We start from the raw sequence: 25,324 nt of genomic DNA, 5'->3' as shown, positions 1-25,324 counted from the left end.
ATCTCCATGGCTGTGAAATCCATCGGCTCCGCGGCCGGCGACGCGGTCTACGCCGCCGTGGACCTCGGCGCGACCAGCGGCCGGGTGATCACCGGCCGGGTCGGGCCCGGAAGGCTCGAACTGGCCGAGGCGCACCGGTTCGCCAATACACCGGTGCGCCTGCCGGACGGTCTGCGCTGGGACGTGCTGGCCCTGTACCAGGGGATGCTGGACGGGCTGCGGGCGGCCGGGGGCTCGGGGCCCGTGGCCTCCATCGGTGTCGACACATGGGCGGTGGACTACGGGCTGCTGGACGGCGACGGAGCGCTGCTGGGGCTGCCGTTCCACTACCGGGACACGCGCAACAGCGGGGCGGAGGAGAGGCTGCCGGACGGCTGCGGAGTGCGGGAGCTGTACGCGGTCAGCGGACTGCAGCACCTGCCGTTCAACACGGTCTTCCAGCTGCTCTCCCACCGGACGACCGTCCAGTGGGGAGCCGCCCGGACCGTGCTGCTGATGCCCGATCTGCTGGTGCACTGGCTGACCGGGTCGGTGGGCGCGGAGATCACGAACGCGTCGACGACCGGGCTGTTCGACGCGCGGAGCGGTGAGTGGTCCGACGCGCTGATCGGGCGGTTGGGGCTGGAGCGTGCGCTGTTCCCGCCGCTGCGTGAGCCGGGCGCTCACGCGGGGACGCTGCTGCCGCACGTGGCCGAGTACACCGGCCTGCCCGGCGGGACCCCGGTGACGACGGTCGCCTCGCACGACACGGCGTCGGCGGTCGCGGCCGTTCCGGCCACGGAGGCGGACTTCGCGTACATCTCGTGCGGCACCTGGTCGCTGGCCGGACTGGAACTGGAGGGTCCGGTGCTGTCCGAGGAGTCCCGGGCGGCCAACTTCACCAATGAGCGCGGGGTGGACGGCACGGTCCGCTATCTCCGCAACATCATGGGCATGTGGCTGCTGGAGGAGTGCCGCAGGGTGTGGGAACGCGCGGGCTCACCCCTCGGTCTGGCCGGTCTGCTGGCCGACGCGGCCGGGTCGGAGCCGTTCGCCGCGGTGATCGATCCGGACGACGCGTCGTTCCTCGCACCGGGTGACATGCCCGCCCGGATCGACGCCCATCTGCTGCGTACCGGGCAGACGCCGCCGCGGACGCCAGGCGGGTACGTGCGCTGTGTGCTGGAGAGTCTGGCGCTGGCCCATCGCAGGACTCTGCGCAGGGCCGCCGAGCTCGCGGGGCGCGATCCGGTACGTATCCATCTGGTGGGCGGCGGCTCCCGCAACGCGCTGCTGTGCCAGTGGACGGCCGACGCGAGCGGGCTGCCGGTGACGGCGGGACCCGCGGAGGCGACGGCTCTCGGCAACATCCTGCTCCAGGCCCGTGCCCAGGGTCTCGTGGACGGTCTCGCCGGATTGCGGCGACTGGTCGCCGGCACCCAGGAACTGCGGCACTACGAGCCGCGGGGTAACCGTCGCGAGTGGGACCGCGCCGAGGCCCGGCTCGACCCGTGGCACGGGCGCGCGGACGCCGGGGCGGAGGTCGGCATGGCCTGACCGGGAGTCGTGACGTCAGCCGGCTGTACCGGTGGGTGCGAGCAGGAGTGCCGGCCGTCTCAGCCGGCTGTGCCCGTGGGCGAGAGGGTGGGCCAGGCGCCTCAGCCGGCTGTGCCCGTGCGCGCGCGAGGCAGTGCCGGCCGCCTCGGCCGGTCACCCTGCCGCGGGGCCGAGGCCGAGCTCGCCGTCGCCCAGCGGTGCGAAGTGGCGGGCCACATCCGCGTCGGTGACGCCGGCGAGCTCCGCCGGGCTCCACCGGGGGTTCCGGTCCTTGTCGATGATCTGGGCGCGCACACCCTCCACCAGATCGGATCCGGTGAAAGCGGTGGACGAGACGCGGTACTCCTGGTCGAGGACCGCTTCCAGGCTGTTCAGACGACGGGCGCGCCGGACGGCCGCGAGCGTCACCTTGAGCGCCGTGGGCGACTTGGCCAGGATCGTCGCCGCGGCCTGCTTCGCGGCCGGCACCCCGCACCCGTCCAGGCGCTCCACGATCTCCTCGACCGTGTCCGCCGCGTAGGACGCGTCGATCCACTCGCGGTGCGCCGACAGTTCGCCGGCCGGGGCGGTGCCGGCGTACCGCTCGGCCGTGGCGACGACGGCCTCCGGCGTGGCGCAGGTGTCGAGTGCGGTGAGCAGGGCGGGCAGCTCACCCGACGGCACGAAGTGGTCGGCCAGGCCGCACAGGAGCGCGTCGGCCGCACCGACCGCGTCGCCGGTGAGCGCCAGGTGCAGGCCGAGTTCGCCGGGGGCCGTGCCGAGCAGGTAGGTGCCACCGACGTCCGGCACGAATCCGATGCCGGTCTCGGGCATCGCGATCCGGGAGCGTTCCGTGACGATACGGAGCGAGCCGTGGGCGGAGACGCCGACCCCGCCGCCCATCACGATGCCGTCCATGAGGGCGACGTACGGCTTGGGGAAGCGGGCGATGCGGGCGTTGAGCCGGTACTCGTCGCGCCAGAAGTCCAGGGACGTCCGGCCGCCGGCCAGGGTATCGTCGCGGATGGACCGGATGTCGCCGCCCGCGCACAGACCACGCTCCCCCGCCCCGGTGAGCAGCACCGCGACGACCGAGGGGTCCCGTTCAGCCGCGTCCAGCGCCTCACCCATGCGCAGCACCATGGCGTGATCGAGGGCGTTCAGGGCCCGGGGCCTGTTCAGCGTGATGTGGCGGACGCGCCCCTCGGTGTGCAGCAGGACGGAATCCTCGTGGTTCATGCGTGCGCTCCGGTCAGCCCCAGTGCCGTACCGTCCGCCGGTCACGGACGATCTTCCGCTGCCATTGTGCGTGGCGGCCCCGGGTGCTCGACAGGAGGGGTTGGCCGCCTCGGGGGCCCGGGCGGAGCGCCGTCCGACGGTTTCCCGCTGTGGCAGCCGTGCCGAACCCGCCAGACAATTGAGTCACGCCGTACGGCAGCCCCGCCGGACGATCTTCGGAGCATGAATGACCGATCACGACCGGCCACCGTTCATCCCCGTCCCGCCCCGCCTGTTGGTCGAGAAGACCCACAACAGCGAGACGGCGACCGCGGAGCGGCTCGCCATGAACCGCACCGGCAGTTTCGAGTGGGATCTCGACGCCCGGACACTGGACATCGACGAGGCCGGGCTGCTGGTGTTCGGCCTGGATCCGGCCGTTTTCGACTCCCGGCCCGAGTCCCTGATGGAACTCCTCGACCCGGCGGAGCGGATCCGTCTCGATGTGGCGATCGACGAGGCCATCAAGGGCGGGAGCACCTCGTACAGCGTGCACTTCCGGGTTCCGCTGGACGACGGTGGTGATCAGTGGACCCATGTCCAGGCGCGCATCCTGCGCGGCACCGACGGGAGGGCGCACCGAGTGATCGGTCTGGTGCGGGACGCGACCGCGGAAGTCACCCATTCGGCCTTCGTGCTGGATCTGGAAAAGCGGCGTCAGCGACAGACCGACATAGTTGAACGAACAACCAGTGCGTTGTCGCGAGCGGTGACCGTCGATGACGTCACCGCCGCACTGACCGGACCGGGCGGGCTGGCACGACTCGGTGCCGACGGGCTCGCACTCGGCCTGCTGGACAACGCCACGCTCAATGTCATCGCCCTGAGCGGCGAATCACTGGAGGTCGTCGACGAGCTGGGCTCGGGCCGGCTCGACCCGAAGTTCCCGCTGGCCGACACCATCCTCAGCGGACGGCCACGCTTCGTGAGCTCCCTCGATGCGCTCACGCGGCGCTATCCGGTGCTGGAGCCGTTCGTGGGACAGCTCAAGTTCCAGGCGGCGGCGTATCTGCCGCTCGTCGCCCAGGCCAGGACCCTCGGCGGGCTGGCGCTCTTCTACCGCGAACGCACCGCCTTCACCGCCGACGAACGCAACCTCTGCCTGGGGCTCGCCGCGATCGTCGCCCAGTCCCTCCAGCGGGCCACGCTCTTCGACGAGGAGCGCGAGTTCGCCACCGGACTCCAGTCCGCGATGCTGCCCCGCCGGATCCAGGACATCGAAGGCGGCGAGATCGCCGTCCGGTACCACGCGGCGTGGAGCGGCCGCCAGGTGGGCGGCGACTGGTACGACGTGATCGCCCTGCCCAAGGACCGGTTCGGCATCGTGGTCGGCGACGTGCAGGGCCACGACACGCATGCGGCGGCGATCATGGGCCAGCTGCGCATCGCGCTGCGTGCGTACGCCGCCGAGGGGCACCCGCCGTCGACGGTGCTGGCCCGGGCCTCCCGGTTCCTCGCCGAGCTGGACACGGACCGCTTCGCCACCTGCACGTACGCCCAGGTCGATCTGGCGACCGGAACGGTGCGGGTGGTACGGGCCGGCCACTTCGGGCCGCTGATCCGGCACACGGACGGCCGGGTCGGCACCCCGCAGGTGCGTGGCGGCGTCCCGCTGGGCATCGCGACCGACTTCGGCGACGAGGAGTTCCCGGAGACCCGGCTGGACCTGGTCCCGGGCGAGACGCTGGTCCTGTACACCGACGGTCTGGTGGAGGAGCCGGGTGCCGACATCGATGCGGGGGTACGCACACTCATCAACGAGGTCAGCGCAGGCCCGGCGGGTGCCGAGGCATTGGCCGACCATCTGTCGGACCGGCTGTGGGAGCGCTGGGGCTCGGGCGACGACGTCGCCCTGCTGGTGCTGCGGCGCAGCCCCGACCCGGGGTCCCCACGGGCACCGCGGCTCCATCAGTACATCCACCAAGCCGACCCGGAGGGGCTCTCCGAAGCCCGGACGATCGTGCGTCAGGCACTGACCGACTGGAACATGGCCGAACTCGCGGACGATGCCGAGTTGGTGACCGGTGAACTGCTGGTGAATGTGCTTCTGCACACGGAGGGCGGGGCCGTCCTCACACTTGAGGTGCTGCCGGAACCGGTGCGGCGCATCCGCCTGTCGGTGCAGGACCGCTCCAGTGCCTGGCCCCGGCGCCGTACACCCGGCGAGACCGCGACGTCGGGCCGGGGACTGCTGCTCCTCGACGCCGTCGCCACCCGCTGGGGCATCGAACCCCGCGGCGAGGGCAAGGCGGTCTGGTGCGAGATCGGCCCGGCCGCGCCGCCCGTGTCCGCGCCGGTCCGCAGGGAGGCCACGGAGCCCGTGGACCGCCTCGCCGAAGACGACCCGGACCGTCCCGGCTCCCTGGACGCACGGAACTGACAGCGACGACGCCGAGGGACGCCACGCAGGGGACAGCATCGAGGGGCGCGCCTCGTCCCACGGGACACGGCACGCCCCTCAGCCGGTGGCCCGGGCACGGTCAGCGCGCCCGGGTCCCGGAGTACGTCAGTGCTGCGCGGTGCGGCGCTTGCGCACGGACCACATGATGCCGCCACCGGCCAGCAGCACGGCGACGGCCGCGCCACCGATGATCGGCGTGGCGGACGACGAACCGGTCTCGGCCAGATCCGGCGAGCTGGGGCTCGGCGTGGCTGCGGCAGGCGCAGACGACGAGGCGGTCTCGCTGGGGGTAGTGGTCGGCGTGGGAGTCGCCGTCGTGGGCGTCTCGGACGGCTTCGTCTCGGTCGGCGTCGGGGTCGGCGTGGGCTCCTCGGTCTCCTCGCACACCGGCGCCTGCTTGGACTCGTCGCGCGAGTACTGCTCGCCGTCACCGGCCTTGACGACCAGACGGACCGTCAGCGCCTTGTCGTGCTCGGGCAGCGCGATCGTCTTGTCGAAGCCCTTGCCGAAGGTCTCCGTCGGCAGGAGGTCCTTGCCGTCGACGGTGACGGTCACCTGGTTGGTGACGTCATCGTTGTACGCGGTCAGGTGCAGGCTCACTTCGGTACAGGTCACGTCCCAGGTGGGGGTGTGAGCTGCGGCCGGACCGGCGGTGAGAACCGCACCGGTCAGGCCGACAACCGCGGCGGCGGCGAGGGTTCCCGCAGCACGCCACGATCTCCTGGGTATGGTCATGGATTCTTCCTCCGCAAATGTTTCATCGCCCGAATGGCGGTGGGGCGCACAGTACTGCCCTCTTCCCCTCCGTGTGCACCCGCCCCACAGACCATTCGGCGTCACAACTGACCGCACATCGCCTTCGGTTGGGGCAACCCGGACACGCGCACCGGCGGGGCCCCACCGCAGCCGTGGCGCGAAGTGAACGCCCGGCGCCGCAGCGTGCCCGTGAGGCAGTGCGCCGCCACGACCGCCCGTGGACCCGTTAGAGCGGCCGGTACATGATGTGAAGTCCCACGAACCCCTTCTTCGGGTGGTTGAACCCCTCCGGCAGGGTTCCCAGCACCTCGAAACCGAGGGAACGGTAGAGACCGACCGCGGCGGCGTTGCCCTCCACGACCGCGTTGAACTGCATGGCGCGGAACCCGGCCGCGCGAGCCCAGTCGATCGTGTACGCGCACAGGGCCCGCCCCACACCCCTTCCGGAGTGCCGGGGGTCGACCATGTAACTGGCACTGGCGACGTGCGAGCCGTTGCCCATCTGGTTGTTGTTCATCTTCGCCGTGCCCAGGACGCCGCCGTCCTCGTCTACCGCGACCACCGTGCGGTTCGGGGGCTTCAAGAGCCACCAGTCGAGCGCATCGGCCTCCGCGAGATCGGGTGGGTAGGTGAACGTCTCGCCCGCGGCCACGATTTCGTGGAAGAAGGGCCAGATGGCGGGCCAGTCCTCAGCGGTGGCTTCCCTGATCAGCATGGTGGAAAGAATGCCTGGTCCGGGCGCCGGTGGCGAACGGCTTCCCCGGGCCGCTCGCTGTCCGGCGCGGGCTCCGGCGCCGAGGTGTCCGGCGGAGGCGGAACCGGGCCAGCAGCCCCGCCGCGCCGCCGCCTTCGCCGCCTTCCTGTTCGCCGTCTCCCTGTGTGCCGTCTCCCTGCGCACCGGGCTCCAGCCGTTCAGCCGACGCCTCCTCCGAGCCCGACGCCCGCACCTGACCGACCGATCCCACCGGCACTGCGGGTTCGGCCGAGGGGCCCGATTCGCCCGCCGCTCCGGGACACCGCTCCTCCCCGGGCCGCGGGGCCGCGCGCAGCTCGCGTGCGCTGTCCAGCTCCATCCCGAGAGTGACCCGCCGCCAGAGGATCTCGTCGGGTTCATCGGCGAGCATCAGCTGCGCCATGGCCTCACGCCCGGCGGCCGATCCGCCCTGGCCGAAGAGCGGTACGGGCCGGACCCTGCCGAGGTAGGCACGCTCGTACGGATCGTCGACGACCTCGGCCAGCTGGACCGGGTCCAGCGCTCCCCCGACGACGGCGGCACGGGCCCAGGGGTCCTCGGTGAGGGCCAGCAGCCGCTCGGTCCGAAGGGAGCGCCAGTTGCGGGCCCGGCAGTCCGTTCCGGCATCCAGTCGACTGCGCATCCAGGGCGGGCTGTTGCCCACCATGAGTTCGGGTGACCGCGCGGCCACCCCGCCCAGCTCCTGCGCGAGATAGAGCCAGACCACCGCTCGGTAGCGATTCAGGTAGAACGCGACCGGCGTGACACAGCCCGCGCGCGCCAGCCGGCTGAAGCGGACCGGACTGATCCCGAGCAGCCGGGCGCCATCCGCGGTCCCCACGGTCCGCACCCGCTCCTGCAGCGCCTCGGGAAATCCGTCCTCCGACCTGAGCCGGTCGATTTCCTCCCGGTGGACTCCGGCCCGCCCTCCGGGCTGCCGGGCGTCGACCCGGACGATGCCCAGGTGCACGGCCAGGGCGAACTCTCCGCGCCTCAGCTCCAGTTCCGCAGTGGCCCTGCTTACGGTGATCATACGAACGCCGTCGTCCCGCACCGATTCCGTCGTCGGCATGACGATTCTCCCCCGTGAGACCCGAATACTCTCCGTGATCACGGTAGTACGGAAAAGGCAACCGCCGCCCTGCCTGTGGATAACCATCGGACAGGGGGCGGCACCGACCGAGCCGTCAGACCCTGTTGACCCCTACGCTCCCGTCCTGCCGCGCAGCCACCCCGAGGTGCTCGCCGACTCTGTTGACCAGCAGCGTCATCTCGTACGCCACCTGCCCCACATCGGCCTCCGCCTCACTCAGCACACACAGACAGCTGCCGTCTCCGGCGGCCGTCACGAAGAGCAACGCCTCGTCGAACTCCACCATCGTCTGCCGGGCCTTTCCGGCGCGGAAGTGCCTGCCCGATCCACGGGCGAGACTGTGCAGTCCGGACGAGACGGCGGCCAGATGCTCCGCGTCCTCACGAGCCAGCCCCGTGCTCGCTCCGGTGACCAGACCGTCGTTCGACAGCACCAGAGCGTGCCGTATGTGCTCCACCCGGCTGGTGAGATCGTCAAGCAGCCAGTCGAGTCCCCTGTCCAGCGCCATTCTGTTCCTCCCCGCTCATACGTTCCCCGTGCCCCACGTGTGCGCAAGCCTTACGCACCGGTCACGTACGGGCAAGCGTCCCGCTGCGCATCAGCGCGACGGAATCAGGCCAAAACAGCTCAGCCGACCGAGTCCAGAAGCCGCGCGGTGTGCATACGGCCCGCGTATTCGACCATCCGGATCAGGACTTCCTTGCCCGAGTCCCGGTCCCTGGCGTCGCACAGCACCACCGGAGTTCCCGGGTCGAGATCGAGGGCGCGCGACACATCCCCTTCGCCGTACGAACGAGCCCCCGCGAAGCAGTTGACGGCGACGACGAAGGGGATCCTGCGGTGCTCGAAGTAGTCGACCGCCGGGAAGCAGTCCTCCAGCCGCCGGGTGTCCGCCAGAACCACCGCACCCAGGGCGCCTTGGGAGAGTTCGTCCCAGAGGAACCAGAACCTGTCCTGGCCCGGGGTTCCGAACAGGTAAAGGGAGAGTCCGGACCTGATGGTGATGCGTCCGAAGTCCATGGCGACGGTGGTGGTGGTCTTCTGCGCGACGCCATCGGTGTCGTCCACCGACTGTCCGGCCTCGCTGAGGAGTTCCTCCGTCCGCAGAGGCCTGATCTCGCTCACTGCTCCGACGAGCGTCGTCTTGCCGACCCCGAACCCGCCGGCGACCAGGATCTTCAGGGCCAGGGCGTCTTTCGGAGCGGCCCCGGTGGACTCGTCCGGGGAGCTGTCAGCGTGCTCGGTCGGCATGGATCACTTCTCTCACCAGTGTGCCCCAGGACGTCGAATGCGCAGGTCAGAGTCGTCACGGGGGCTCGGATTCAGTGCATCTTCGGCATGCTTACGGCGACAGCATGGCAAACCGGCACCCGGTCCGCGGGGTGCGATCACTATTTTGAGGATGTGACTGTTTCGGGCCGTCCGATGCCCGGAACCGCACGAATTCCGGTGCGATTGTCAGCCATCCGATTGTTCTTGGCCGATAACCACGCGCAGCCCTTCCCCGGCTCCGTGTTCCTGCTCCCGTCGTAGCCGCTCCTCACCCAGGACGGAGCGCAGCTTCTCCCACCGCCGGGAATGACGCTGCGCCACTGCGGCAGGGACCGGAACGTCCACCGGCGCGTCCGGCCCGGACCGGGCCGAAGCGCCCAGCAGACGCGCCGCGGCGCGATGGTTGCCGAGGCCGAGCTCGATGTCGGCGACGAGTTCGCCCGCCACCGAGGCGGACCGGCGGTCACACAGATCGAGCATCCGCCGGGCAGCCTGCGCCGCATAGCGGCGGGCTCGGAGCGGGTCGCCCTCCCAACGGCTGATCTCCGCCAGGACGAAGCGGGTCCACGCGTCGGCGTGGGCATCGGGGGCGGTCGGGGCCAACTCCCCCGACGTCGCGATCACGTCCATGGCCGCTTCGGGCTCGGCCTGGACCAGGGCCAGTGCGAGGAGGGCCACCGTCACTCCCTTCCCCGGACCGAACTCCGGTGTCCGCGGCAGGTGTTCCAGCGCCTCGGCGAACTCCGTGGCCGCCGCTTCCGCCTCTCCCTTCCACAGGTGCGCGACGCCCCTGATCTGGGCGAGCTGCCCGATGCAGGTGCTGTCGCCGTCCCGGACGGCGAGCGGCCATGCCTCGGCGAGCACCGGGGCCGCCGCCTCCGGATCGCCGTCGCACACCATGAGCTGGGCGAGCAGCCACAGCGCCCGTGCGGGGCGCGTGCCGAGCGTGGCGTCGAGCGCCCGCTCCAGGTGCCGCCGGCCTTCCGCGAACCGGTCATCGGTCACCCAGTGGAACCACAGCGAGACGGCGATGCCCGACGCGGTCTCCGCTTCCGCGGCGGGCGAGAGCGGAGCAGTGGCGGGGTTCAACGCGGCATACAGGTCCGGGCGGGCCGAGAGCACCAGTCCCTCCGCCTCGCGGTGCCGCCCCAACCGCCACAGGAGGGACGCCTCCTCGGCCACCGCGGCGTAGTGGCGCCGGTGGTGCAGGACGACGGCCCACCGGTCGCCGCGCGCGTCGAGCCGGGCAGCCCCGGTCCGCCGGGCGGCGGCAGGCATCCGGTAGCGGCCCTCGGCGTCCGTCAGCAGCACGCGCGGGGCCAGCCGGTCGAGAGAGGCCAGCACCTCGGCGACGGGCAGTGCCCCGGAGACACAGACCGCCTCCACGGCGGCCGGACCGAAGCTCCCGTCGAACACGGAGAGCCGTTCCCAGAGCAGCCGTTCCTGCGGGTCGCATGTCAGATAGGTGTGCTCGGCGTCGGCCAGGGGGCCGGGACCGGCGGGCGAGCCGAGCGGATCGTCGAGTACGGCGTCCAGGGTCTCGCTGCCCAGCCTGTCCGCCGCATGCCGAACCGCGCCCGGAATTCCGTCGAGCCGGTCGCACAGCTCCGACACCCGGGCCCGCAGGGCGGATGCCTCCGCACCGCCGTCGGCCCGGATGTCCGGCAGCGGGCTGCCCGCGGCAGTGGCCGCCGCGGTGAACACCCGCATCGCTTCGGGCCCGTCCAGCGGGCCGAGCAGGAGGGCCGCCTCGCCCGCCAGATGAAGCCGGCGCCGGACGGTGACCAGCAGGGAGATACCGGGGAACTCGTTGAGCAGGCCCGCGATCTGCGACCTGGCGTGGGGTCCCAGGTGTTCGCAGTCGTCCACCACCACGAGCGCGTCGTGAAGTTCCTGGCCGCGCAGTCGGCGGGCCGCCTTCTCGGGGGCCGCCCCGGCGGGTGTCCCGGTCGGCGACATCCAGATCACCTGTCGGCCCGTCAGAAGTTCCGCCTCGACCACCCGGCGGGCCAGCCACGACTTGCCGATGCCTGGCGGGCCATGCACGGTGACCAGCCGTTCCCCCGTCAGGAGCCCGTTGAGGCCACGTATTTCTCGGTCTCTTCCTGCCATGCGCCCAGTCCTTCGCATCCCGTCGATCTTGCCCACACATGCTCATGGCATAGTCCGGTCCACCCTCTTCATCCCCGCCGTCAACCGGTGAATCCGCCAGGAAGAAACGTGTCACGCAGCGAACACACCCTCAGCGAAGCTGACCGCACGGTGATCCATGCGCTCCAGATCGCGCCCCGAGCCGGCTGGAGCCGGCTCGGAGCTGTTCTCGGGAGCCGTCCGGACACGCTGGCGCAGCGGTGGGCCAGGATCACCGCCGCCGGAACGGGCTGGTGTGTGGCGCTGGGACTGCACACGGGAGAGACGCCGCCCTGCATGGCCTGGATCGAGGTCCTCTGCACCGGCGAGCGGAACGAGGTGCGGTCCGCCCTGCTCACCGAGGATCCGCATGTGCTGTCGGTGTTCGACGTGACCGGGGCCCGCGCCATGCTCCTGTTCGTCGCCTTCCCGGACCTGTCGATGCTCGACGAGCACATCTCCACCCGTCTACTGCGTCTTCCCGGTGTGACGGGGACCCGGACCCATCTCGTCACCGCGGTCCATCGCTCCGGGCACCGGTGGCGGCTCGACCGGCTGACGCCCACACAGACCCACCGCCTGATCGACCTGCCCGGCCGCCCCCGTGAACCGGGCGCGACCTCGTCCCCCTCCCTCAGGCCGGAGGACCGGCGTCTGGTCCTGGCCATGGCGGGCGATTCACGGCTCTCCGTGGCCGAGCTGGCCCGGCGGCAGGGCCGGAGCGAGTCCGCGACGCGACGCCAGCTCATCCGGCTGGAGAGCAGTGGCACCCTCACCCACAACTGCCGGCCGGCTCCGCTCTACTCGGGCTGGCCCGTCTCGGTCGTGATGTGGGCGGACTCCCCGACCGCGGACCTCGCGACGGCTCCGCCCCTCGTCCATCTGCGGGAGACGGTCGAGTTCATGTCGGTCACGGGTCCGCACAACCTCGTCATCGCCCTCAATCTGCGCTCGCTCGACGATCTGCCGGCCTGTGCGGCCACCCTGATGCGGCGGGTGCCGGGACTCAGGATCGCGGACTCGATCGTCGTACTGCGGTGCCACAAGTTCGCCGCGCAGGTGCTGGGCTCCGACGGCCGCCGGATCCGCACGGTCCCGCCGGACATCTGGGCCCGCCCGGTTCCGCTGCCGGCGCGTTCATGACGACCGCGGCGCGCACTGTCGCCATGAACGCGCCGGGAGCGCCGCGGCCTCAGCCGTACGAGAGGTCGCTGCACGGGTCGTCCGCCGCGGAGCGGGACCTGTCCGTGACGTCGGACGGCAAGGAGTCGGATGCCGGGGACGCGGGTGCCGGTGACGCGGGGTCCGGCGCGGGGTTGTCGGCGTAGTCACGCCCGACGATCACCTGGATTCCCGCCTCGCCGGACTCCTTGATCCGGGCTCCGCCGAAGAGGCGCGCCGTGGTCTCGGCCCCGGTCTTCCCGCCGGGCCCGTAGGTGACGACGGTCCGCTCCTGGTCCTGGGAGTTCGCCGTGGCGGTGCCGGTGACGGTGAACCCGTGCGTACGCAGGAGCCCGGCCGCCCGGGCCGCGAGTCCGGTCACCGTGGTGCCGTTGTAGACGGCCACGTCGATGCCCGTGCCGGAGACGGGCCCGGTGGAGGTGGGGGCCGGTGCGGGCGTTGCCCCCTTGTCCCGGCTTGTGCCCGCCGCGTCCTGGCCGTCGATCGTACGGTCGGCCTTGAGCGTCGCCCACAGCGCGTCGGCCTCCGCTTCCACGATGGCGACGCGGGCTCCCTCGTAACGCCACGGAACCGTGAGGAACTTGGTGTTGCGCAGGTCGATGTTCTTCATCGACAGGGCGAACCTCAGCAGTTTGTCGGCCGAGCCGAGGCCCGGGTCCACGGTCATCGCGTCGGTCGCCGCGTTGGCCAGGGGCAGCAGGGTGGTCGGGTTCAGGCCACGGGACTTGACCTGTTTGATGAGGGAGCCGACGAACGCCTGCTGCCGCTGGATCCTGCCTATGTCGGAGCCGTCGCCGATGCCGTGCCGGATCCGTACGTAGTCGAGCGCGCGCTGTCCCGAGACCTCCTGGGGGCCCTTGGCGAAGACCCGCTCGCCTCGGGTGGGGCGCTTGGGGTTGAGGTCTCGCTGGTAGATGTCCTGCGGAAGACAGACGGGTACTCCGCCTACGGCCGAGGTCAGTGCGGAGAAGCCGGCGAAGTCGACGACGACGGTGTGGTCGACGCGCAGACCGGTGAGGTGCTCGACGGTGTTCTGGGTGCAGGCCGGATTGCCCTCGGCGGTCTCCCCCACCGAGAAGGCCGCGTTGAACATGACGTGCTGCTGCGGGGCCGTCCACTCGCCGCCGGGCTTCTTGCAGGCCGGAATGTCGACCAGTGAGTCACGGGGGATGGAGACGGCGACGGCATGCTTGTGGTCGGCGTAGACGTGCAGCAGGAACGCGGTGTCGGAGCGGCCGACGTCGCCCGTGCCGCCGCCCAGTCCGCTGTTGTCGCCCGCTCGCGTGTCCGATCCGATGACGAGGACGTTCTGTCCCGCCGACGTGTCGGGCGGCCGGTCGCCGGAGATGCCGTCGGAACTGAACGTGTCGATGCTGCCGGTCAGTTTGAGATAGCCCCAGCCGGCCCCGGCGACCAACAGGACGAGGAAGGACAGCCCGGTCAGCGCCGTCCGCCGTAGCCGGCCTGCCCGGCCCACGGCCCCCTTGTGACTGCCTGTCATCGATCACCCCGTTCGTCCGGCTGCCGTACGAAAGACCGGCATCGGCCTCGCACGGTTGCGCGGTTGCGCTGTTCGGCAGGTTGCGGTCGCCTCGTGGATCACCGGCCCCGCCCATCCTCGGTCCGATCCCCTGTCCACAACCGGCTGCTGGAAACATTGACCGGAAGACACCCGGTCCCGCCTGTGCCCTGGGCAAATCCCCGCGGATCCTGAAGAGTGGGCCCACGGTCGTGAGGACAGGACGCGCCGCCGGGGATCCGCTTCCGGTGTCTGCGGGACCACCCCGCCACTTCACGGCCCGCGTCTCCAGGGAACCATAGGGGAAGGGCCGTCGTCCTCTTCGGTGGCGGCCGAAGGAACACTGATCACCGGATCACCGGATCATTGGAGGAAGTTCATGGGTGTGACCCTGGCCAAGGGCGGCAACGTCTCCTTGTCGAAGGAGGCGCCCGGCCTGACCGCGGTGACGGTGGGCCTGGGCTGGGACGTGCGGACGACGACGGGCGCCGATCACGACCTCGACGCCAGCGCGCTGCTGTGCTCGGACGCCGGCAAGGTCCTCTCCGACCAGCACTTCGTCTTCTACAACAACCTCAACAGCCCGGACGGTTCCGTCCAGCACACCGGTGACAACCTCACGGGTGAGGGCGAGGGCGACGACGAGTCCATCAACGTGGACCTGGCCGGTGTCCCGGCGAATGTCGCGAAGATAGTCTTTCCGGTCTCCATCCACGACGCGCAGAGCCGGGGGCAGAGTTTCGGCCAGGTGCGCAACGCGTTCATCCGGGTGGTGAACCGGGCCAACGGGGTGGAGCTCGCCCGCTACGACCTGAGCGAGGACGCCTCGACCGAGACGGCGATGGTGTTCGGCGAGCTGTACCGGCACGGTGCGGAGTGGAAGTTCCGTGCGGTGGGCCAGGGTTACGCATCCGGGCTGGCCGGCATCGCGACGGACTACGGCGTCAACGTCTGACCGCCTGCACCGCGTGTCCCGTGCGCCCGGGCCCTGTGCCCGCCCCTGAAGTCCGGGGCGGGCACAGGGCCCGGTTGCGTCACCCCTCCTCGCTCCCCCGCCCCGATCCGGCCGGGATCCGGCTGATCATGCTCGGCCACCAGGCCTTGGGGCCGATGTCCACGACGAGTGCCGGGGCCAGCAGCGAACGCACCACCAGGGTGTCCAGCAGCACTCCGAAGGCCACGATGAACGCGATCTGGGCGAGGAACGCCAGCGGAATGACGATGAGCGCCGCGAAGGTGGCGGCCAGTACCACTCCGGCGGAGGTGATGACCCCGCCCGTGCTCACCAGGCCTCGCAGCACCCCCTGCCGGGCCCCGTGCTCCAGGGCCTCCTCCCGGACCCGTGACATCAGGAAGATGTTGTAGTCGACGCCGAGGGCCACCAGGAAGACGAATCCGTACAGCGGCACGGACGCGTCGGTGCCGCTGAAGCCCAGGACGTGCTTGAAGACCAGCGACGAAACGCCGAGGGTCGCGAGGAAGTTGAGCCCCACGGTGGCCACCAGCAGGACGGGGACCAGCACCGACCGCAGCAGCCCCATCAGGATCAGCAGAATGATCACGAGCACCACCGGCACGATGATGCCGCGGTCACGGTCGGCCGTCTGCTGGGTGTCGTACTGCTGCGCCGTGTAGCCGCCGACGAGCGCCTCGGCGCCCGGGACGCCGTGCACGGCGTTCCGCAGACGCTGGACCGTCGCCTTGGCCGCGTCGCTGTCCGCCGCATCGTCCAGGGTCGCGTCGATGCGTACCCGGCCGTCGACCACGAGGGGAGGCCCGTCGCCCGGGCGTCCGGACTCGGTGACGGGTGCCGCGGAGGCGACGCCGGGGGTTCCCGCAGCGGCCGCCGCGGTCACCTCGTCGGCACGGCCGGCCGCCGCGACGATCACCGCGGGGTTGCCGGAGCCGCCGGGGAAGTGCTTGCCCAGCGTGGCCTGTGCCGACACGGACGGGGCGTCGTTCACGAAGATCTCGTCCAGCGGCACGCCCTGCGACTTGAGCGTGGGTGCGAACGCCGCGCAGGCGACGAGGACCAGGGTGGTGGAGACCCACACCTTGCGCGGGGACCGGTCGACGCGGTCGGCGACCCGGCGCCAGATGCCGTGCCCTCCCGTCTCCTGGCCGGCGGGACGCGGCCTTGCCGGCCAGTAGGCGGCCCGGCCGCACAGGACCAGCACCGCGGGAAGGAACGTCAGTGTGCTCAGTACCGCGCAGACGATACCGATGGCACCCACGGGCCCCAGGGCCCGGTTGTTCGTCAGATCACTGAGCAGCAGCGCGAGAAGACCCAGCGCCACGGTGGCGGCGCTGGCGGTGATCGCTCCGAAGGACCGTCGGAGCGCGGCGAGCGCCGAGGCCGTCCGGTCGCCGTGCCGGGCGAGTTCCTCCCGGAAGCGTGCGGTCAGGAGCAGGGCGTAGTCGGTGGCCGCCCCGATCACCAGGATGGACAGGATGCCCTGGACCTGGCCGTCCACACGGACGACGCCGTGGTCCGCGAGGGCGTACACGACGGCGCAGGCGAGGCCCAGGGCGAGGACGGCGCTGAAGATGATCAGGAACGGCAGCAGGACGCTGCGGTAGACGAGCAGGAGAATCACCAGCACGGCGGCCAGTGCCACGCCCAGGAGCAGTCCGTCGATCCCCGCGAACGCGTCCTTGAGGTCCGCCTGGCTGGCTGCGGGCCCGGCGATCTCCGCCCGGGTGCCGGGCACGGATCCGGCCGCGGCGCGTACCCGGTCCAGGGTGTCCGGCAGCGCGTCACCGAGGTCCGAGCGCAGCTGTACGACACCGGAGAGCGCCGCACCGTCCTTGGAGGGCTGCGCGCCCGACGGCGTGCCGACCACACCTGGCCGGCCGGCCAGGGAGGCGAGTGAACGAGTCGCACTCTCCTGCGCACCGGCCGGGATCCTGCCCGTCCGGCCGGTCCACACGACGATCGCCGGTACGGTCCCGGACTTCTGGAACGCCTTCTGCGCCTCGGACACCTTGGTCGACTCGGCGCTGCGCGGCAGGAAGGCCGCCTGGTCGTTCGTCGCGACCTCTCCGAGCTTCCCGGCGTAGGGACCGAGCGTGCCTCCGATGCCGAGCCAGACGACGAGCAGGGCTACGGGCACCAGCCATCGGACGATGCGGTGCCGCGGTGCGGGCTTCATTGCTTCCCCATGAGTCGATGCACGCGATATCTCTCGGACATTCATTATCTCAATCAGTGAGAGATATTACTGTAGGGGCATGCGTACAGCAGACGGAGGCCCGGACAGAGGCATGAGCGACGGCCCCACGGGGCTCCAGTCGTTCGCTGTGCTGCTGCGCCGAATGACGAGCGAGTTCAATCGCATCACCCATGAGTTCGCCCAGGCCCAGGGGCTGCATCCGACGGATGTGCAGGCACTCATCGCCGTCCTCGACGCCGAGCACGGCGAGGACGGCTCGGCCATGACCCCCGGGAGGCTGCGTGAGCAGCTGGACCTCACCTCGGGTGCGGTGACGGCGTGTCTGGACCGGCTGGAACGCGCGGGTCACATTCACCGCGTCCGGGACGGCGGCGACCGGCGGGTGGTTCGTCTGCACTACGCGCCGGCGGCGAAACTGGTCGCCCGCGACTTCTTCAGCCCGCTGGCGACCGCCACCGATGCGGCCCGGCGCCAGTTCGACGAGGACGGACTCCACGTCGTCGTGCGCTTCCTGGAGGCCATGAACGACGAGCTCACGCACCTGAGGGGAAGCGGGAGCACGTCGTAGCGGTGCGGTGCGGCAGCCGGTTCTCAGAGTGCGCGCAGGCCGTTGATCACCTCGCGGAGGATCCGTTCATCGGGCAGCTGCGCGGGCGGCACCGGGCGGCTGACCGTGACGTACCCCGATTCGAGCAGGTCGCCGAGCAGCACGCGCACCACGCCGACGGGCAGGTCGGCGTCGGCGGAGAGTTCGGCGACCGACTGCGTCTCGGTCTGGCACAGGGTCAGCAGCGTCCGGTGCTCCGGCCCGAGCAGCGCGTCCTCGGAGCTCCCGGTCACGGTGTCGTCCAGGGTGACGAGCGCGATCAGGTCGAAGCGCGCGCCGCCCGGGCCCGGCTCGGTCCGCCCGCCGGTCATGGCGTACGGACGGACGAGGGGTCCCGCGTCGGCGTCGTACCACTGGCTGCCCGGCAGTTCGTACGGGTCGGGGGCCTGGGGTCCTCCGTCGGTCATGGACACTGCTCTCCCCGCCCCTCAGCCGGCTGCCGACGGATGCTCGGCGAAGCGTGCCGGGGTACGCAGGTGCTCACCGACCCGTTTGACGAGGCGGGCCATCTCGTAGGCGACCAGGCCGATGTCGGCGAACGCCGTACTGAGCACGGCGAGGCACGACCCCTCGCCCGCAGCGGCGACGAAGAGGAAACCCTCATCCATCTCGACCATCGTCTGGCGCACGCTGCCCGCCCGGAAGTGCCTTCCGGCGCCCTTGGCGAGGCTGTGGAACCCGGAGGCGACCGCGGCCAGGTGCTCGGCGTCCTCGCGGCTCAGCGCACTCGACGCCCCGACCGCGAGTCCGTCCCCCGAGAGAACGACCGCGTGCCGGACCTCGCCCACGCGGGTCACCAGATCGTCCAGCAGCCAGTCGAGTTCACCGGATCGGCGGGGCACCCCGGTCCTCTCGTTCGCGATCATGCGCGGTCTCCTTCGCTTGGCGGGCGGGGTTCGGTGGTGCCGGGGGGTGCCGCCGGGGATGCCGGGGCGGCGCCGCCGCCGCGTACCCACCCGGCCCGGTAGGCGGTCATCCGGTCCCTGGCCTGTTCGGGGGTGCGGTGCGCGGCCCTCTCCTCGTCCGGTCCGCCGGTCCGGGGCGGTTCGGGCCGCGGTTCCTCACGGAGCTGGGGTACGAGGCTTGCCTGCCGCACCCGGCGGGGCAGGGTCCCGTCGTCGTTGCCTTCGGCAGGCGTCCGCGGCGCCGGCCCGGTCGTGTCCTTGTCTCCGGCAGGCGTCCGCGGTGCCGGCCCGGCCTCGTCCTTGGCCTCCGGACGACGGGGACGGAGCGAGGTCACCTGGGCGGTGGGGCCGGCGACGCGGGACTCCAGCGCCGGGACCGGTACGGGTGCGGGGAAGGCGGTGCCCTGAGGCCGGACGGCGCGGGGACCCGGCCCGAAGGTCGTGCGTTCGTGTTCGTCGCGGCGTTCGACGGACGCCTTCTGCGGCGCCGCCTGCTCCTCGGCCGGCGGCAGTGCGGTCTGCAGCAGCGCCGTCGGCAGCAGGACGACCGCCGTGGTGCCGCCGTACGGGGAGGTGCGCAGCTGGACCTTGATCCGGTGCCGTACGGCGAGCCGGCTGACGACGAACAGGCCGAGCCGGTCGCTGTCGAACAGATCGAGGGCCTCCGCCTGCTCGATGCGGCGATTGGCCTCGCCCAGCAGTTCGGCTCCCATGCCGAGGCCGCGGTCCTCGATCTCCAGTGCGTAGCCGTTGCCCACGGGTTCACCGGTGATGCGCACCTTGGTGTGCGGGGGTGAGAACTGTGCGGCGTTCTCGACCAGTTCGGCGAGGAGGTGGGTGAGGTCGGCGACGGCCGTGCCCTTCACCGCGGCATCGGGCAGCCTGCTGACCTCCACCCGGGCGTAGTCCTCGATCTCGGAGACGGCTGCGCGCACGACGTTGGTCAGGGACACCGGCATGCGCCAGGCCCGGCCGGGCGCGGCGCCGGACAGGATGATCAGGCTCTCGGCGTGCCGGCGCATCCGGGTGGTGAGGTGGTCGAGGCGGAAGAGGTCGCTCAGCTCCTCGGGGTCGTCGGCCCGGCGCTCCATGCTGTCCAGGAGGTTGAGCTGGCGGTGGACCAGTACCTGGCTGCGCCGGGCGAGGTTGACGAAGACGCCGGAGATCCCGTCCGCGAGCTCGGCGCGCTCGACGGCGGCGCTGAGGGCGGCCCGGTGGACCGTACCGAGAGCCTCGCCGACCTGGCCGATCTCGTCCTGGGAGGCGAGTCCCGGCGGGGCCTCGGCCCGGATGTCGAGCTCTTCGCCCGCGCGCAGCCGTTGCATGGCCAGGGGCAGTTTGCGCCGGGCGATCTCCAGGGCGCTGTTGCGCAGGCTGACCAGCTCCACGACGAGCCCGCGCCCGATGCGCACGGAGATCACCAGGGAGGCGGCGACGGCGACGCAGCCGAAGATCACCGCGGCGCCGGACGGGCTGAGCAGTCCATGAGCGAGGGGGTCGGCACGGTCGGCGGCGCGGTCTCCGGCGCCTGAGGTGATGCTGCGCAGTTCACCACGGACTTCGTCGGCGGCGCGCTGCCAGTCCGTGGCGGGCACGGCCCGCGCGGCCTCGCGGCCGGCCGGCGCCGTGAGCACCTTGTCTTCTGCTGTCCGGACGGAGCGGTAGGCGGGCAGCGCGGTGAACTTCCGCCAGGCGGTGCGTTCGGTGGCGGGCAGGTCGGCGCCGGCGGACTCGGTGAGGCTGCGCCGGGTGTCGACCGCGCCGGTGAACAGCCGCAGCGGGCGGTCCTTCAGGGTGCCGACGCGTGCGGCGGTGGCCAGCAGGGCGTCCTCGCGGGCCAGCATCTCGTCGGCGCGGGCGAGTTCGAGCAGGACGCGGGCGTCGGAGCCGAGGGAGTCGTCCTGGATGCCGGTGAGGGCTCCGGACACGGCGAAGGCTGCGCTGACCGCCGAGGTGTAGCGGTCGTACACGGCGTCTTCGCCGCCATCGGCGCTCGCACGGCTTCCGTCGTCCGTCCGCAGGTCCTGGGCGAGGCCGAGGAAGCGGTCGAGCCGGCCGGCCAGGCCCCCGGGGAGGTTGCCGGTGTCGGCGACGGTGTGACCGTCGCCGAGCCGCAGCGCGTCGAGGGCGGTGTCGGTGCGCCCGGCCCGTTCCTTCAGGGCGGCGGCGTGTGCGGTGCCGGGGTCGGCGGACTGGAGCATGGCCGCCCGGCGTTCGCTCTGGAGGGCCGAGACCGCCGCCGCGACGGGCGCTCTGACCTCTTCGTCGACACGCTGCAACTGGCGCAGCCGTGCCACGTCCTGGGCGGTCGACACGGTGGCGAAGCCCCAAAGGGCCAGCAGCGAGACGACGGGCAGCATGAGCAGCGAGATGATCTTCGCGCGCACGGTCCTGGGACGCAGCGCCCGGCGTCCGCGTGGGGCGGATATGCCGTACTCGGCCGGCGGACTGTCGCGCTCGGCGCTCTCGTCGGCGGGCGGTCCCGCGTGCGCGCGGCGGCCTCGGGCAGGAGGCGTGGGCGGGGTGGCGGGCCGGGCGGCGGAGGCACCGGGGTCCGGGGTCGTGCGGGGTGGGCGCATGGCCTCCTCGTTCCGGGTCGGAGCTGGGTGGATGGTGCTGCGGCGGACGGGGCCGCGCGTCAACGGATGCCGACGGGTGGCGCGTCGGGGCTGCGGGCGGCACGCCGGGACCTGAGGTCCGGACCGCGGGCGGCCGTGGCCGTGGCGGCCGCCTCGGAGGGGGCCTGTGCGTGCTCGGCGTGGGTGTACGCGGCTCGTTCCGGCGCGGTCGGGGACAGGGCCACGAACGCCGACGTGAGGAAGAGGTAGGAGCCCAGTCCGACGGCGAGGGGGAAGATGAACTGCATCGCGGTGGCCCCGTGCAGCGCGGCTCCCGAAGGCGTCACCTGCACGGTCACGGCCAGCATCCCGGTGTAGTGCATGCTGCTGACGGCCGCGCCCATGACGAGGGAGGCGAGGGCCACGGCGCGCGTCGACCTGATGTTGAGCGCGGCCCACAGCGCGGCCGTCGCGGCGATGACCGCGATGACGACGGAGAGGACGACCTTGAGCGGGTCGTAGTGGATGGAGCCGTGCAGTCGGAGTGCCGCCATGCCGAGGTAGTGCATGCTGGCGACGCCGAGCCCGGTGGCGACCCCGCCGAGCAGCAGCGCCCGCGTCCGGTCGCGGCTGTAGCCGACGGCGAAGACCCCGCCCCCGACCACCACCATGGCGCCGAGCAGGCTGAGGAAGGTCAGCGTCACGTTGTAGCGGATGTCGGTGCCGTACACGCCGAAGCCGAGCATCGCGACGAAGTGCATGGTCCAGATGCCCGAGCCGATGGCCGACGCGGCTGTGATCAGCCAGTTGCGGCGCGAGCGCCCGGTCGTGTCGAGCGCGCGTACGGTGCAGCTCAGACCGAGTGCGGCGCCGATGCAGGCCATCGCGTACGACAGCAGAGGTGTCAGCCAGCCGAAGGTGGCGTGGTCCAGGTGTCCCATGACTCGGGGACGCTAGTCGCGCCGGGGCGCGCGCCCCGGGCGCATTCGAAAGCTGCCGAAATATGACAGAGAGATGTTCCCCGACGATCGCAGCGTGCTCGAACATGCGCATCGATTCACGACGTTTCGTTCGGGCAGTGCCTGCGCGATCATGTCCGTATGGCCGATGACCACACACACGTCCAGGAGTTCTTCACCGCTCGCGCCGCGGACTGGGACACGCGCTTCCCGGACGACGGCCCGGCCTTCGCCACCGCGATCGCCGAGCTGGGACTCCGCCCCGGCGATGCCGTTCTCGACGCGGGGTGCGGTACGGGGCGGGCGATGTCGGCCCTGCGGGCGGCGGTCGGGCCCGAGGGCACCGTGCTGGGCGCGGACCTCACCGCGGCGATGCTGAAGTCGGCTGTGCGTGCCGGACGCGGTGGCAGCGGGCTGCTGATCCGGGCCGATGCCGCGCGCCTGCCGTTGCGGGCCCGGTCCCTGGACGCGGTGTTCGCCGCCGGACTGGTCTCGCACCTGTCCCGGCCGGGGCCCGGCCTGGCCGAGTTGGCCCGGGTGGTCCGGCCGGGCGGACTGCTGGCGCTGTTCCACCCCATCGGGCGGGCGGCGCTGGCCGCGCGGCACGGCCGGCAGCTCACGGACGGCGATCTGCGGGCCGCACCGAACCTCGGCCCTCTGCTGACCCGTTCGGGCTGGCGACTGGCTTCGTACGTCGACGAGGAGAGCCGGTTCCTCGCCCTGGCCGAACGGACCGGATGAAGGGGCGGCAGCCCCCTGAGTCAGCCGGCCCGGGCGTCCGGGCGTCGAACGTGCGGGACCGGGCAGCCGCCGATGCCCGGTGTGGGGAAGGTGCCGAGCGCGGCGACCTCGTACCCGTCCGGGTATCCCTTGATCTCCGGGTTCTGCCGGGCGTAGTGCGGCTTGACGCGGGGCGGCAGCAGACGGACCGCACGGGCTCTCAGGCGCAGGGCACCGCGGGTGAGTGAGCGGGCCGCGGCGCTCGGCCGTCGGTAGCGGAATGCCCGCAGCAGCGAGTCGTCCAGGAGGGCGAGGCTCGCGCCGCGCACGAGCGGCGCCAGGGGGCGCGGATACCACGAGGCCATGAGCTCCAGTGTCGCGTCCGACACCGAACGCGCCCCTTCGTCCCAGCCGAAGTGAGCCTCCTCGTAGGTGTCGAGGGTGTGCTCGAAGTCCTCGTAGGTCTGCGGCAGGTCCTTGATCCCCATATGGGCGCCCAGGGTCCGGTAGTAGGCCGCACATGCCCGCAGTTCGTGGTCGCACAGCCGGCGCCAGCCGTACGCGTCGAGCCACCGCTTCGGGGTGACGACGAAGGTGCACAGCACGTAGCGCATGTCGTCGTTGCCGATGTCGAAGCTGTTGTGCATCCGGTTGATCCGGCGGATGGCCGTGCGTCCCTGTTCGCTGTCGAAGCCGTGCTCGACAACCGTGTCCAGGAGCAGCGCCGTATCGTCGTAGCGCTTCTGCGAACGGTCCGTCAGTTCCGCTGTCTCCGCGAGGAGCCGCCCGATGCTGGGGACCGCATACGTGCGGTACAGCGCCAGTTCGAGGGCGCGGGTGATGTCCCAGGGGAACTCGTACGTCGCCGTGATCCGGTAGATCTCCAGGAAGTCCCGCTCCGGATCGAGGCGTTGGATTTCCTTCAGCCGGTCGAAACGCTTCACCGCACCGTCTCCCTTGTCCGGGTCGAGTGTCCCAGCGTACGTGCGGGGGCAGGACGGTGAGTACATACGCGTCAACGGAAGGCGGTCCCCATGACCAGCATGTTCGGCATATTGCGCAGAGCCGTGACCCCGGGACGCAAGGACGGCCTGCCCGCGGCGCCCTCACGGGCGCCGGAGCGCCGGCAGCACAACCTCTTCGAGGCGGCCGCCACGTTCGTCGCCGCATCGGTGGAGGAGGACCAGGACCGGATGGACGAGGCGAGCGGCTGGGTGTCGCCGGAGGCGCTCTCGTTCGGCGTCGGTGAACTGGCCTGCCGGGCCGTCATCGCCCTCGCCCGTGAGCGCGACGAGTCGCCCGAGACGGTGGCGCGTGCGCTGCTCGGCCTGGCGGACGACTGAGGCGCCGTACGGTTCGCCGTCGGAACCTGTGTCCTGCCTTGTCAGGGCCTCGACGAGCGGGTTACCCACTGGTTAAGGTGCGCCGACGACAACCACGACGGAAGAGGAGGGTGCAGTGGCCGGGACGGACAACACAGTCGCCGACGACGACGCCCTGTACGTGCTGACCGCGGTCCTGCTGACCCCTGCGCAGTTTCCGAGCGTTCTCGGCGACGACTACCCGGCAGCCTGCGCGGCCCTGCACCTGGAGCCCTATGCCGAGGGCTACGGCCTCGTCCTGGGCCAGGACGGCGACGGGGCCCGGTGGACGGTGGTCGTCGACGACGTGTCCCTGGTGGCCGTGGCGATAGCGTCGTGGGACTGCGGGATGGAGTACGACCTGTCGCCGGACGACCGCTCGGTGGTCTGCGCGCTCCCCGGCTGGCCGCTCGCCGTGGCGGTCGCCGCTCCCGGAGTGAGCGCTCCGCACGATCCGGAACCGGACCCGGAGGCGGACGGGGAGGACCTCGTTCCGCTGTGCCCGCCGGACACCGACGTGTGGGGGCCCGCCCAGCGCCGGCTGGGTGCGGACGCGATAGCACTCCAGTGGGCGGTCTGGCGGGAGCAGATCGACGACGAGACCGCCTTCGCACCGGCGGGTGACGGGGAGGAGGAGGGTTCGCACGCGGACGCCTCGGACCCGGACGGGCCGCAGGTGGACGGCTCGGAAGGGGACCCGGACAAGCCCCAGGCGGGCAACCCGGACGAGGACGCCCCGGAGGCCGGAGCAGAAGCCGGAGCAGAGCCCCGGCCAGAGGACGATGCCGAGGCAGGACCGCCTGCGGACGACGCACCCCTGTCCGGCACACATCCCGGTGTACGGCGCGCTCTGGCCGAAGCGCACTCCTATGTCGACACACCACCGCCCCCCGGCCGCGTCCGCTCCTCCTTCGCCCCGGGCGACGCCCGGATGATCAGGGCCGACGGACCCGGCTGGTCCATGGTCGCCAGGACCGACGACATCGCCTTCCTGCTGCTCGACGAGATGCCGGGGGAGATCCTGACCGTGGGGCGCGGGACGGAGCTCCCCAAACTGCTCCAGGCCCTGGACGCCATGGCCGTGCGGCCGTCCTGACCGCGGGACGGCAGGACCCGGGACGGCAGGACCCACCGCATGAGGGAGCCCCGGGACGGCACGACC

22 protein-coding genes are annotated in these 25,324 nt (G+C 71.7%); 8 read left to right on the top strand and 14 right to left on the bottom strand.

Features of this window, described 5'->3' with window-relative positions; all coding sequences use genetic code 11:
• Positions 1-6: 6 nt before the first annotated feature.
• The gene (locus tag OG446_RS36040; RefSeq protein WP_328897986.1) at positions 7-1,536 is read left to right on the top strand and encodes a rhamnulokinase; all 1,530 of its coding nucleotides are present in this window, start codon (positions 7-9) and stop codon (positions 1,534-1,536) included.
• Between the two features lie 153 nt (positions 1,537-1,689).
• Here OG446_RS36040 and OG446_RS36035 read toward each other — a convergent pair whose 3' ends face one another.
• Positions 1,690-2,754, bottom strand: a complete 1,065-nt coding sequence (locus tag OG446_RS36035) for an enoyl-CoA hydratase/isomerase family protein (protein ID WP_328897985.1) — start codon at positions 2,752-2,754, stop codon at positions 1,690-1,692.
• A gap of 226 nt (positions 2,755-2,980) precedes the next feature.
• On the opposite strand from OG446_RS36035, the gene OG446_RS36030 reads away from it, so the two are divergent.
• On the top strand, positions 2,981-5,173 hold the full coding sequence (locus tag OG446_RS36030) for a SpoIIE family protein phosphatase (protein ID WP_328897984.1): 2,193 nt from the start codon (positions 2,981-2,983) through the stop codon (positions 5,171-5,173).
• Between the two features lie 126 nt (positions 5,174-5,299).
• Here the strand turns inward: OG446_RS36030 and OG446_RS36025 are convergent, their stop codons facing one another.
• From OG446_RS36025 to OG446_RS36000, 6 genes are all read right to left on the bottom strand, one after another.
• The gene (locus OG446_RS36025; protein WP_328897983.1) at positions 5,300-5,929 is read right to left on the bottom strand and encodes an LAETG motif-containing sortase-dependent surface protein; all 630 of its coding nucleotides are present in this window, start codon (positions 5,927-5,929) and stop codon (positions 5,300-5,302) included.
• A gap of 247 nt (positions 5,930-6,176) precedes the next feature.
• Complete coding sequence (locus tag OG446_RS36020) at positions 6,177-6,665, bottom strand: GNAT family N-acetyltransferase (RefSeq protein WP_328897982.1); 489 nt, start codon at positions 6,663-6,665, stop codon at positions 6,177-6,179.
• The gene (locus OG446_RS36015; protein ID WP_328897981.1) at positions 6,640-7,755 is read right to left on the bottom strand and encodes a DUF6397 family protein; all 1,116 of its coding nucleotides are present in this window, start codon (positions 7,753-7,755) and stop codon (positions 6,640-6,642) included. The genes OG446_RS36020 and OG446_RS36015 overlap by 26 nt, the downstream gene beginning before the upstream one ends.
• Positions 7,756-7,870: 115 nt before the next feature.
• Positions 7,871-8,284, bottom strand: coding sequence for a roadblock/LC7 domain-containing protein (locus tag OG446_RS36010; RefSeq protein ID WP_328897980.1), 414 nt, complete (start codon positions 8,282-8,284; stop codon positions 7,871-7,873).
• A 119-nt stretch (positions 8,285-8,403) separates the two neighbouring features.
• Positions 8,404-9,027: a GTP-binding protein gene (locus tag OG446_RS36005; RefSeq protein WP_328897979.1), complete on the bottom strand. Its 624-nt coding sequence runs from the start codon at positions 9,025-9,027 to the stop codon at positions 8,404-8,406.
• A gap of 207 nt (positions 9,028-9,234) precedes the next feature.
• Entirely contained in the window at positions 9,235-11,160 is a 1,926-nt protein-coding gene (locus OG446_RS36000; protein ID WP_328897978.1) for a hypothetical protein, read from the bottom strand.
• A gap of 108 nt (positions 11,161-11,268) precedes the next feature.
• Here OG446_RS36000 and OG446_RS35995 point away from each other — a divergent pair, with 108 nt between their 5' ends.
• The gene (locus OG446_RS35995; RefSeq protein ID WP_328897977.1) at positions 11,269-12,321 is read left to right on the top strand and encodes an Lrp/AsnC family transcriptional regulator; all 1,053 of its coding nucleotides are present in this window, start codon (positions 11,269-11,271) and stop codon (positions 12,319-12,321) included.
• 49 nt (positions 12,322-12,370) lie between these two features.
• Here OG446_RS35995 and OG446_RS35990 read toward each other — a convergent pair whose 3' ends face one another.
• The gene (locus tag OG446_RS35990) at positions 12,371-13,861 is read right to left on the bottom strand and encodes an LCP family protein (protein ID WP_328897976.1); all 1,491 of its coding nucleotides are present in this window, start codon (positions 13,859-13,861) and stop codon (positions 12,371-12,373) included.
• A 397-nt stretch (positions 13,862-14,258) separates the two neighbouring features.
• Here OG446_RS35990 and OG446_RS35985 point away from each other — a divergent pair, with 397 nt between their 5' ends.
• Positions 14,259-14,834 (top strand): TerD family protein, encoded by a 576-nt coding sequence (locus OG446_RS35985; protein WP_148018456.1) that lies wholly within the window; start codon positions 14,259-14,261, stop codon positions 14,832-14,834.
• 79 nt (positions 14,835-14,913) lie between these two features.
• On the opposite strand, the gene OG446_RS35980 is transcribed toward OG446_RS35985, so the two are convergent.
• On the bottom strand, positions 14,914-17,031 hold the full coding sequence (locus OG446_RS35980) for an MMPL family transporter (protein ID WP_328897975.1): 2,118 nt from the start codon (positions 17,029-17,031) through the stop codon (positions 14,914-14,916).
• A gap of 79 nt (positions 17,032-17,110) precedes the next feature.
• Between OG446_RS35980 and OG446_RS35975 the strand changes: the two genes are divergently transcribed.
• Positions 17,111-17,620, top strand: coding sequence for a MarR family winged helix-turn-helix transcriptional regulator (locus OG446_RS35975; protein WP_328897974.1), 510 nt, complete (start codon positions 17,111-17,113; stop codon positions 17,618-17,620).
• 23 nt (positions 17,621-17,643) lie between these two features.
• On the opposite strand, the gene OG446_RS35970 is transcribed toward OG446_RS35975, so the two are convergent.
• From OG446_RS35970 to OG446_RS35955, 4 genes are read right to left on the bottom strand one after another with little or no spacing between them, the layout of a single operon-like run.
• Complete coding sequence (locus OG446_RS35970) at positions 17,644-18,066, bottom strand: DUF742 domain-containing protein (protein WP_328897973.1); 423 nt, start codon at positions 18,064-18,066, stop codon at positions 17,644-17,646.
• A gap of 21 nt (positions 18,067-18,087) precedes the next feature.
• Positions 18,088-18,525, bottom strand: a complete 438-nt coding sequence (locus tag OG446_RS35965) for a roadblock/LC7 domain-containing protein (protein WP_328897972.1) — start codon at positions 18,523-18,525, stop codon at positions 18,088-18,090.
• Positions 18,522-21,143 (bottom strand): sensor histidine kinase, encoded by a 2,622-nt coding sequence (locus OG446_RS35960; RefSeq protein ID WP_328897971.1) that lies wholly within the window; start codon positions 21,141-21,143, stop codon positions 18,522-18,524. The genes OG446_RS35965 and OG446_RS35960 overlap by 4 nt, the downstream gene beginning before the upstream one ends.
• Before the next feature lie 59 nt (positions 21,144-21,202).
• Complete coding sequence (locus OG446_RS35955; RefSeq protein WP_328897970.1) at positions 21,203-22,063, bottom strand: MHYT domain-containing protein; 861 nt, start codon at positions 22,061-22,063, stop codon at positions 21,203-21,205.
• 159 nt (positions 22,064-22,222) lie between these two features.
• On the opposite strand from OG446_RS35955, the gene OG446_RS35950 reads away from it, so the two are divergent.
• Positions 22,223-22,822, top strand: coding sequence for a class I SAM-dependent methyltransferase (locus OG446_RS35950; protein WP_328897969.1), 600 nt, complete (start codon positions 22,223-22,225; stop codon positions 22,820-22,822).
• 20 nt (positions 22,823-22,842) lie between these two features.
• Here OG446_RS35950 and OG446_RS35945 read toward each other — a convergent pair whose 3' ends face one another.
• Entirely contained in the window at positions 22,843-23,745 is a 903-nt protein-coding gene (locus OG446_RS35945; protein ID WP_328897968.1) for an oxygenase MpaB family protein, read from the bottom strand.
• A 90-nt stretch (positions 23,746-23,835) separates the two neighbouring features.
• Between OG446_RS35945 and OG446_RS35940 the strand changes: the two genes are divergently transcribed.
• Complete coding sequence (locus OG446_RS35940; protein ID WP_328897967.1) at positions 23,836-24,144, top strand: hypothetical protein; 309 nt, start codon at positions 23,836-23,838, stop codon at positions 24,142-24,144.
• 115 nt (positions 24,145-24,259) lie between these two features.
• On the top strand, positions 24,260-25,258 hold the full coding sequence (locus OG446_RS35935; RefSeq protein ID WP_328897966.1) for a hypothetical protein: 999 nt from the start codon (positions 24,260-24,262) through the stop codon (positions 25,256-25,258).
• Positions 25,259-25,324 lie beyond the last annotated feature (66 nt).

This window comes from Streptomyces sp. NBC_00236 (assembly GCF_036195045.1).
Classification (GTDB): domain Bacteria; phylum Actinomycetota; class Actinomycetes; order Streptomycetales; family Streptomycetaceae; genus Streptomyces.
The sequence above is the reverse complement of the archived record's forward strand: the minus strand, read 5'-3'. Positions and strand labels throughout refer to the sequence as shown.

Coding starts and splice junctions, on each gene's coding strand:
- OG446_RS36040 (WP_328897986.1), top strand. CDS start 7: ATGGCTGTGAAATCCATCGGCTCCGCGGCCGGCGACGCGGTCTACGCC.
- OG446_RS36035 (WP_328897985.1), bottom strand. CDS start 2,754: ATGAACCACGAGGATTCCGTCCTGCTGCACACCGAGGGGCGCGTCCGC.
- OG446_RS36030 (WP_328897984.1), top strand. CDS start 2,981: ATGACCGATCACGACCGGCCACCGTTCATCCCCGTCCCGCCCCGCCTG.
- OG446_RS36025 (WP_328897983.1), bottom strand. CDS start 5,929: ATGACCATACCCAGGAGATCGTGGCGTGCTGCGGGAACCCTCGCCGCC.
- OG446_RS36020 (WP_328897982.1), bottom strand. CDS start 6,665: ATGCTGATCAGGGAAGCCACCGCTGAGGACTGGCCCGCCATCTGGCCC.
- OG446_RS36015 (WP_328897981.1), bottom strand. CDS start 7,755: ATGCCGACGACGGAATCGGTGCGGGACGACGGCGTTCGTATGATCACC.
- OG446_RS36010 (WP_328897980.1), bottom strand. CDS start 8,284: ATGGCGCTGGACAGGGGACTCGACTGGCTGCTTGACGATCTCACCAGC.
- OG446_RS36005 (WP_328897979.1), bottom strand. CDS start 9,027: ATGCCGACCGAGCACGCTGACAGCTCCCCGGACGAGTCCACCGGGGCC.
- OG446_RS36000 (WP_328897978.1), bottom strand. CDS start 11,160: ATGGCAGGAAGAGACCGAGAAATACGTGGCCTCAACGGGCTCCTGACG.
- OG446_RS35990 (WP_328897976.1), bottom strand. CDS start 13,861: ATGACAGGCAGTCACAAGGGGGCCGTGGGCCGGGCAGGCCGGCTACGG.
- OG446_RS35985 (WP_148018456.1), top strand. CDS start 14,259: ATGGGTGTGACCCTGGCCAAGGGCGGCAACGTCTCCTTGTCGAAGGAG.
- OG446_RS35980 (WP_328897975.1), bottom strand. CDS start 17,031: ATGAAGCCCGCACCGCGGCACCGCATCGTCCGATGGCTGGTGCCCGTA.
- OG446_RS35975 (WP_328897974.1), top strand. CDS start 17,111: ATGCGTACAGCAGACGGAGGCCCGGACAGAGGCATGAGCGACGGCCCC.
- OG446_RS35970 (WP_328897973.1), bottom strand. CDS start 18,066: ATGACCGACGGAGGACCCCAGGCCCCCGACCCGTACGAACTGCCGGGC.
- OG446_RS35965 (WP_328897972.1), bottom strand. CDS start 18,525: ATGATCGCGAACGAGAGGACCGGGGTGCCCCGCCGATCCGGTGAACTC.
- OG446_RS35960 (WP_328897971.1), bottom strand. CDS start 21,143: ATGCGCCCACCCCGCACGACCCCGGACCCCGGTGCCTCCGCCGCCCGG.
- OG446_RS35955 (WP_328897970.1), bottom strand. CDS start 22,063: ATGGGACACCTGGACCACGCCACCTTCGGCTGGCTGACACCTCTGCTG.
- OG446_RS35950 (WP_328897969.1), top strand. CDS start 22,223: ATGGCCGATGACCACACACACGTCCAGGAGTTCTTCACCGCTCGCGCC.
- OG446_RS35940 (WP_328897967.1), top strand. CDS start 23,836: ATGACCAGCATGTTCGGCATATTGCGCAGAGCCGTGACCCCGGGACGC.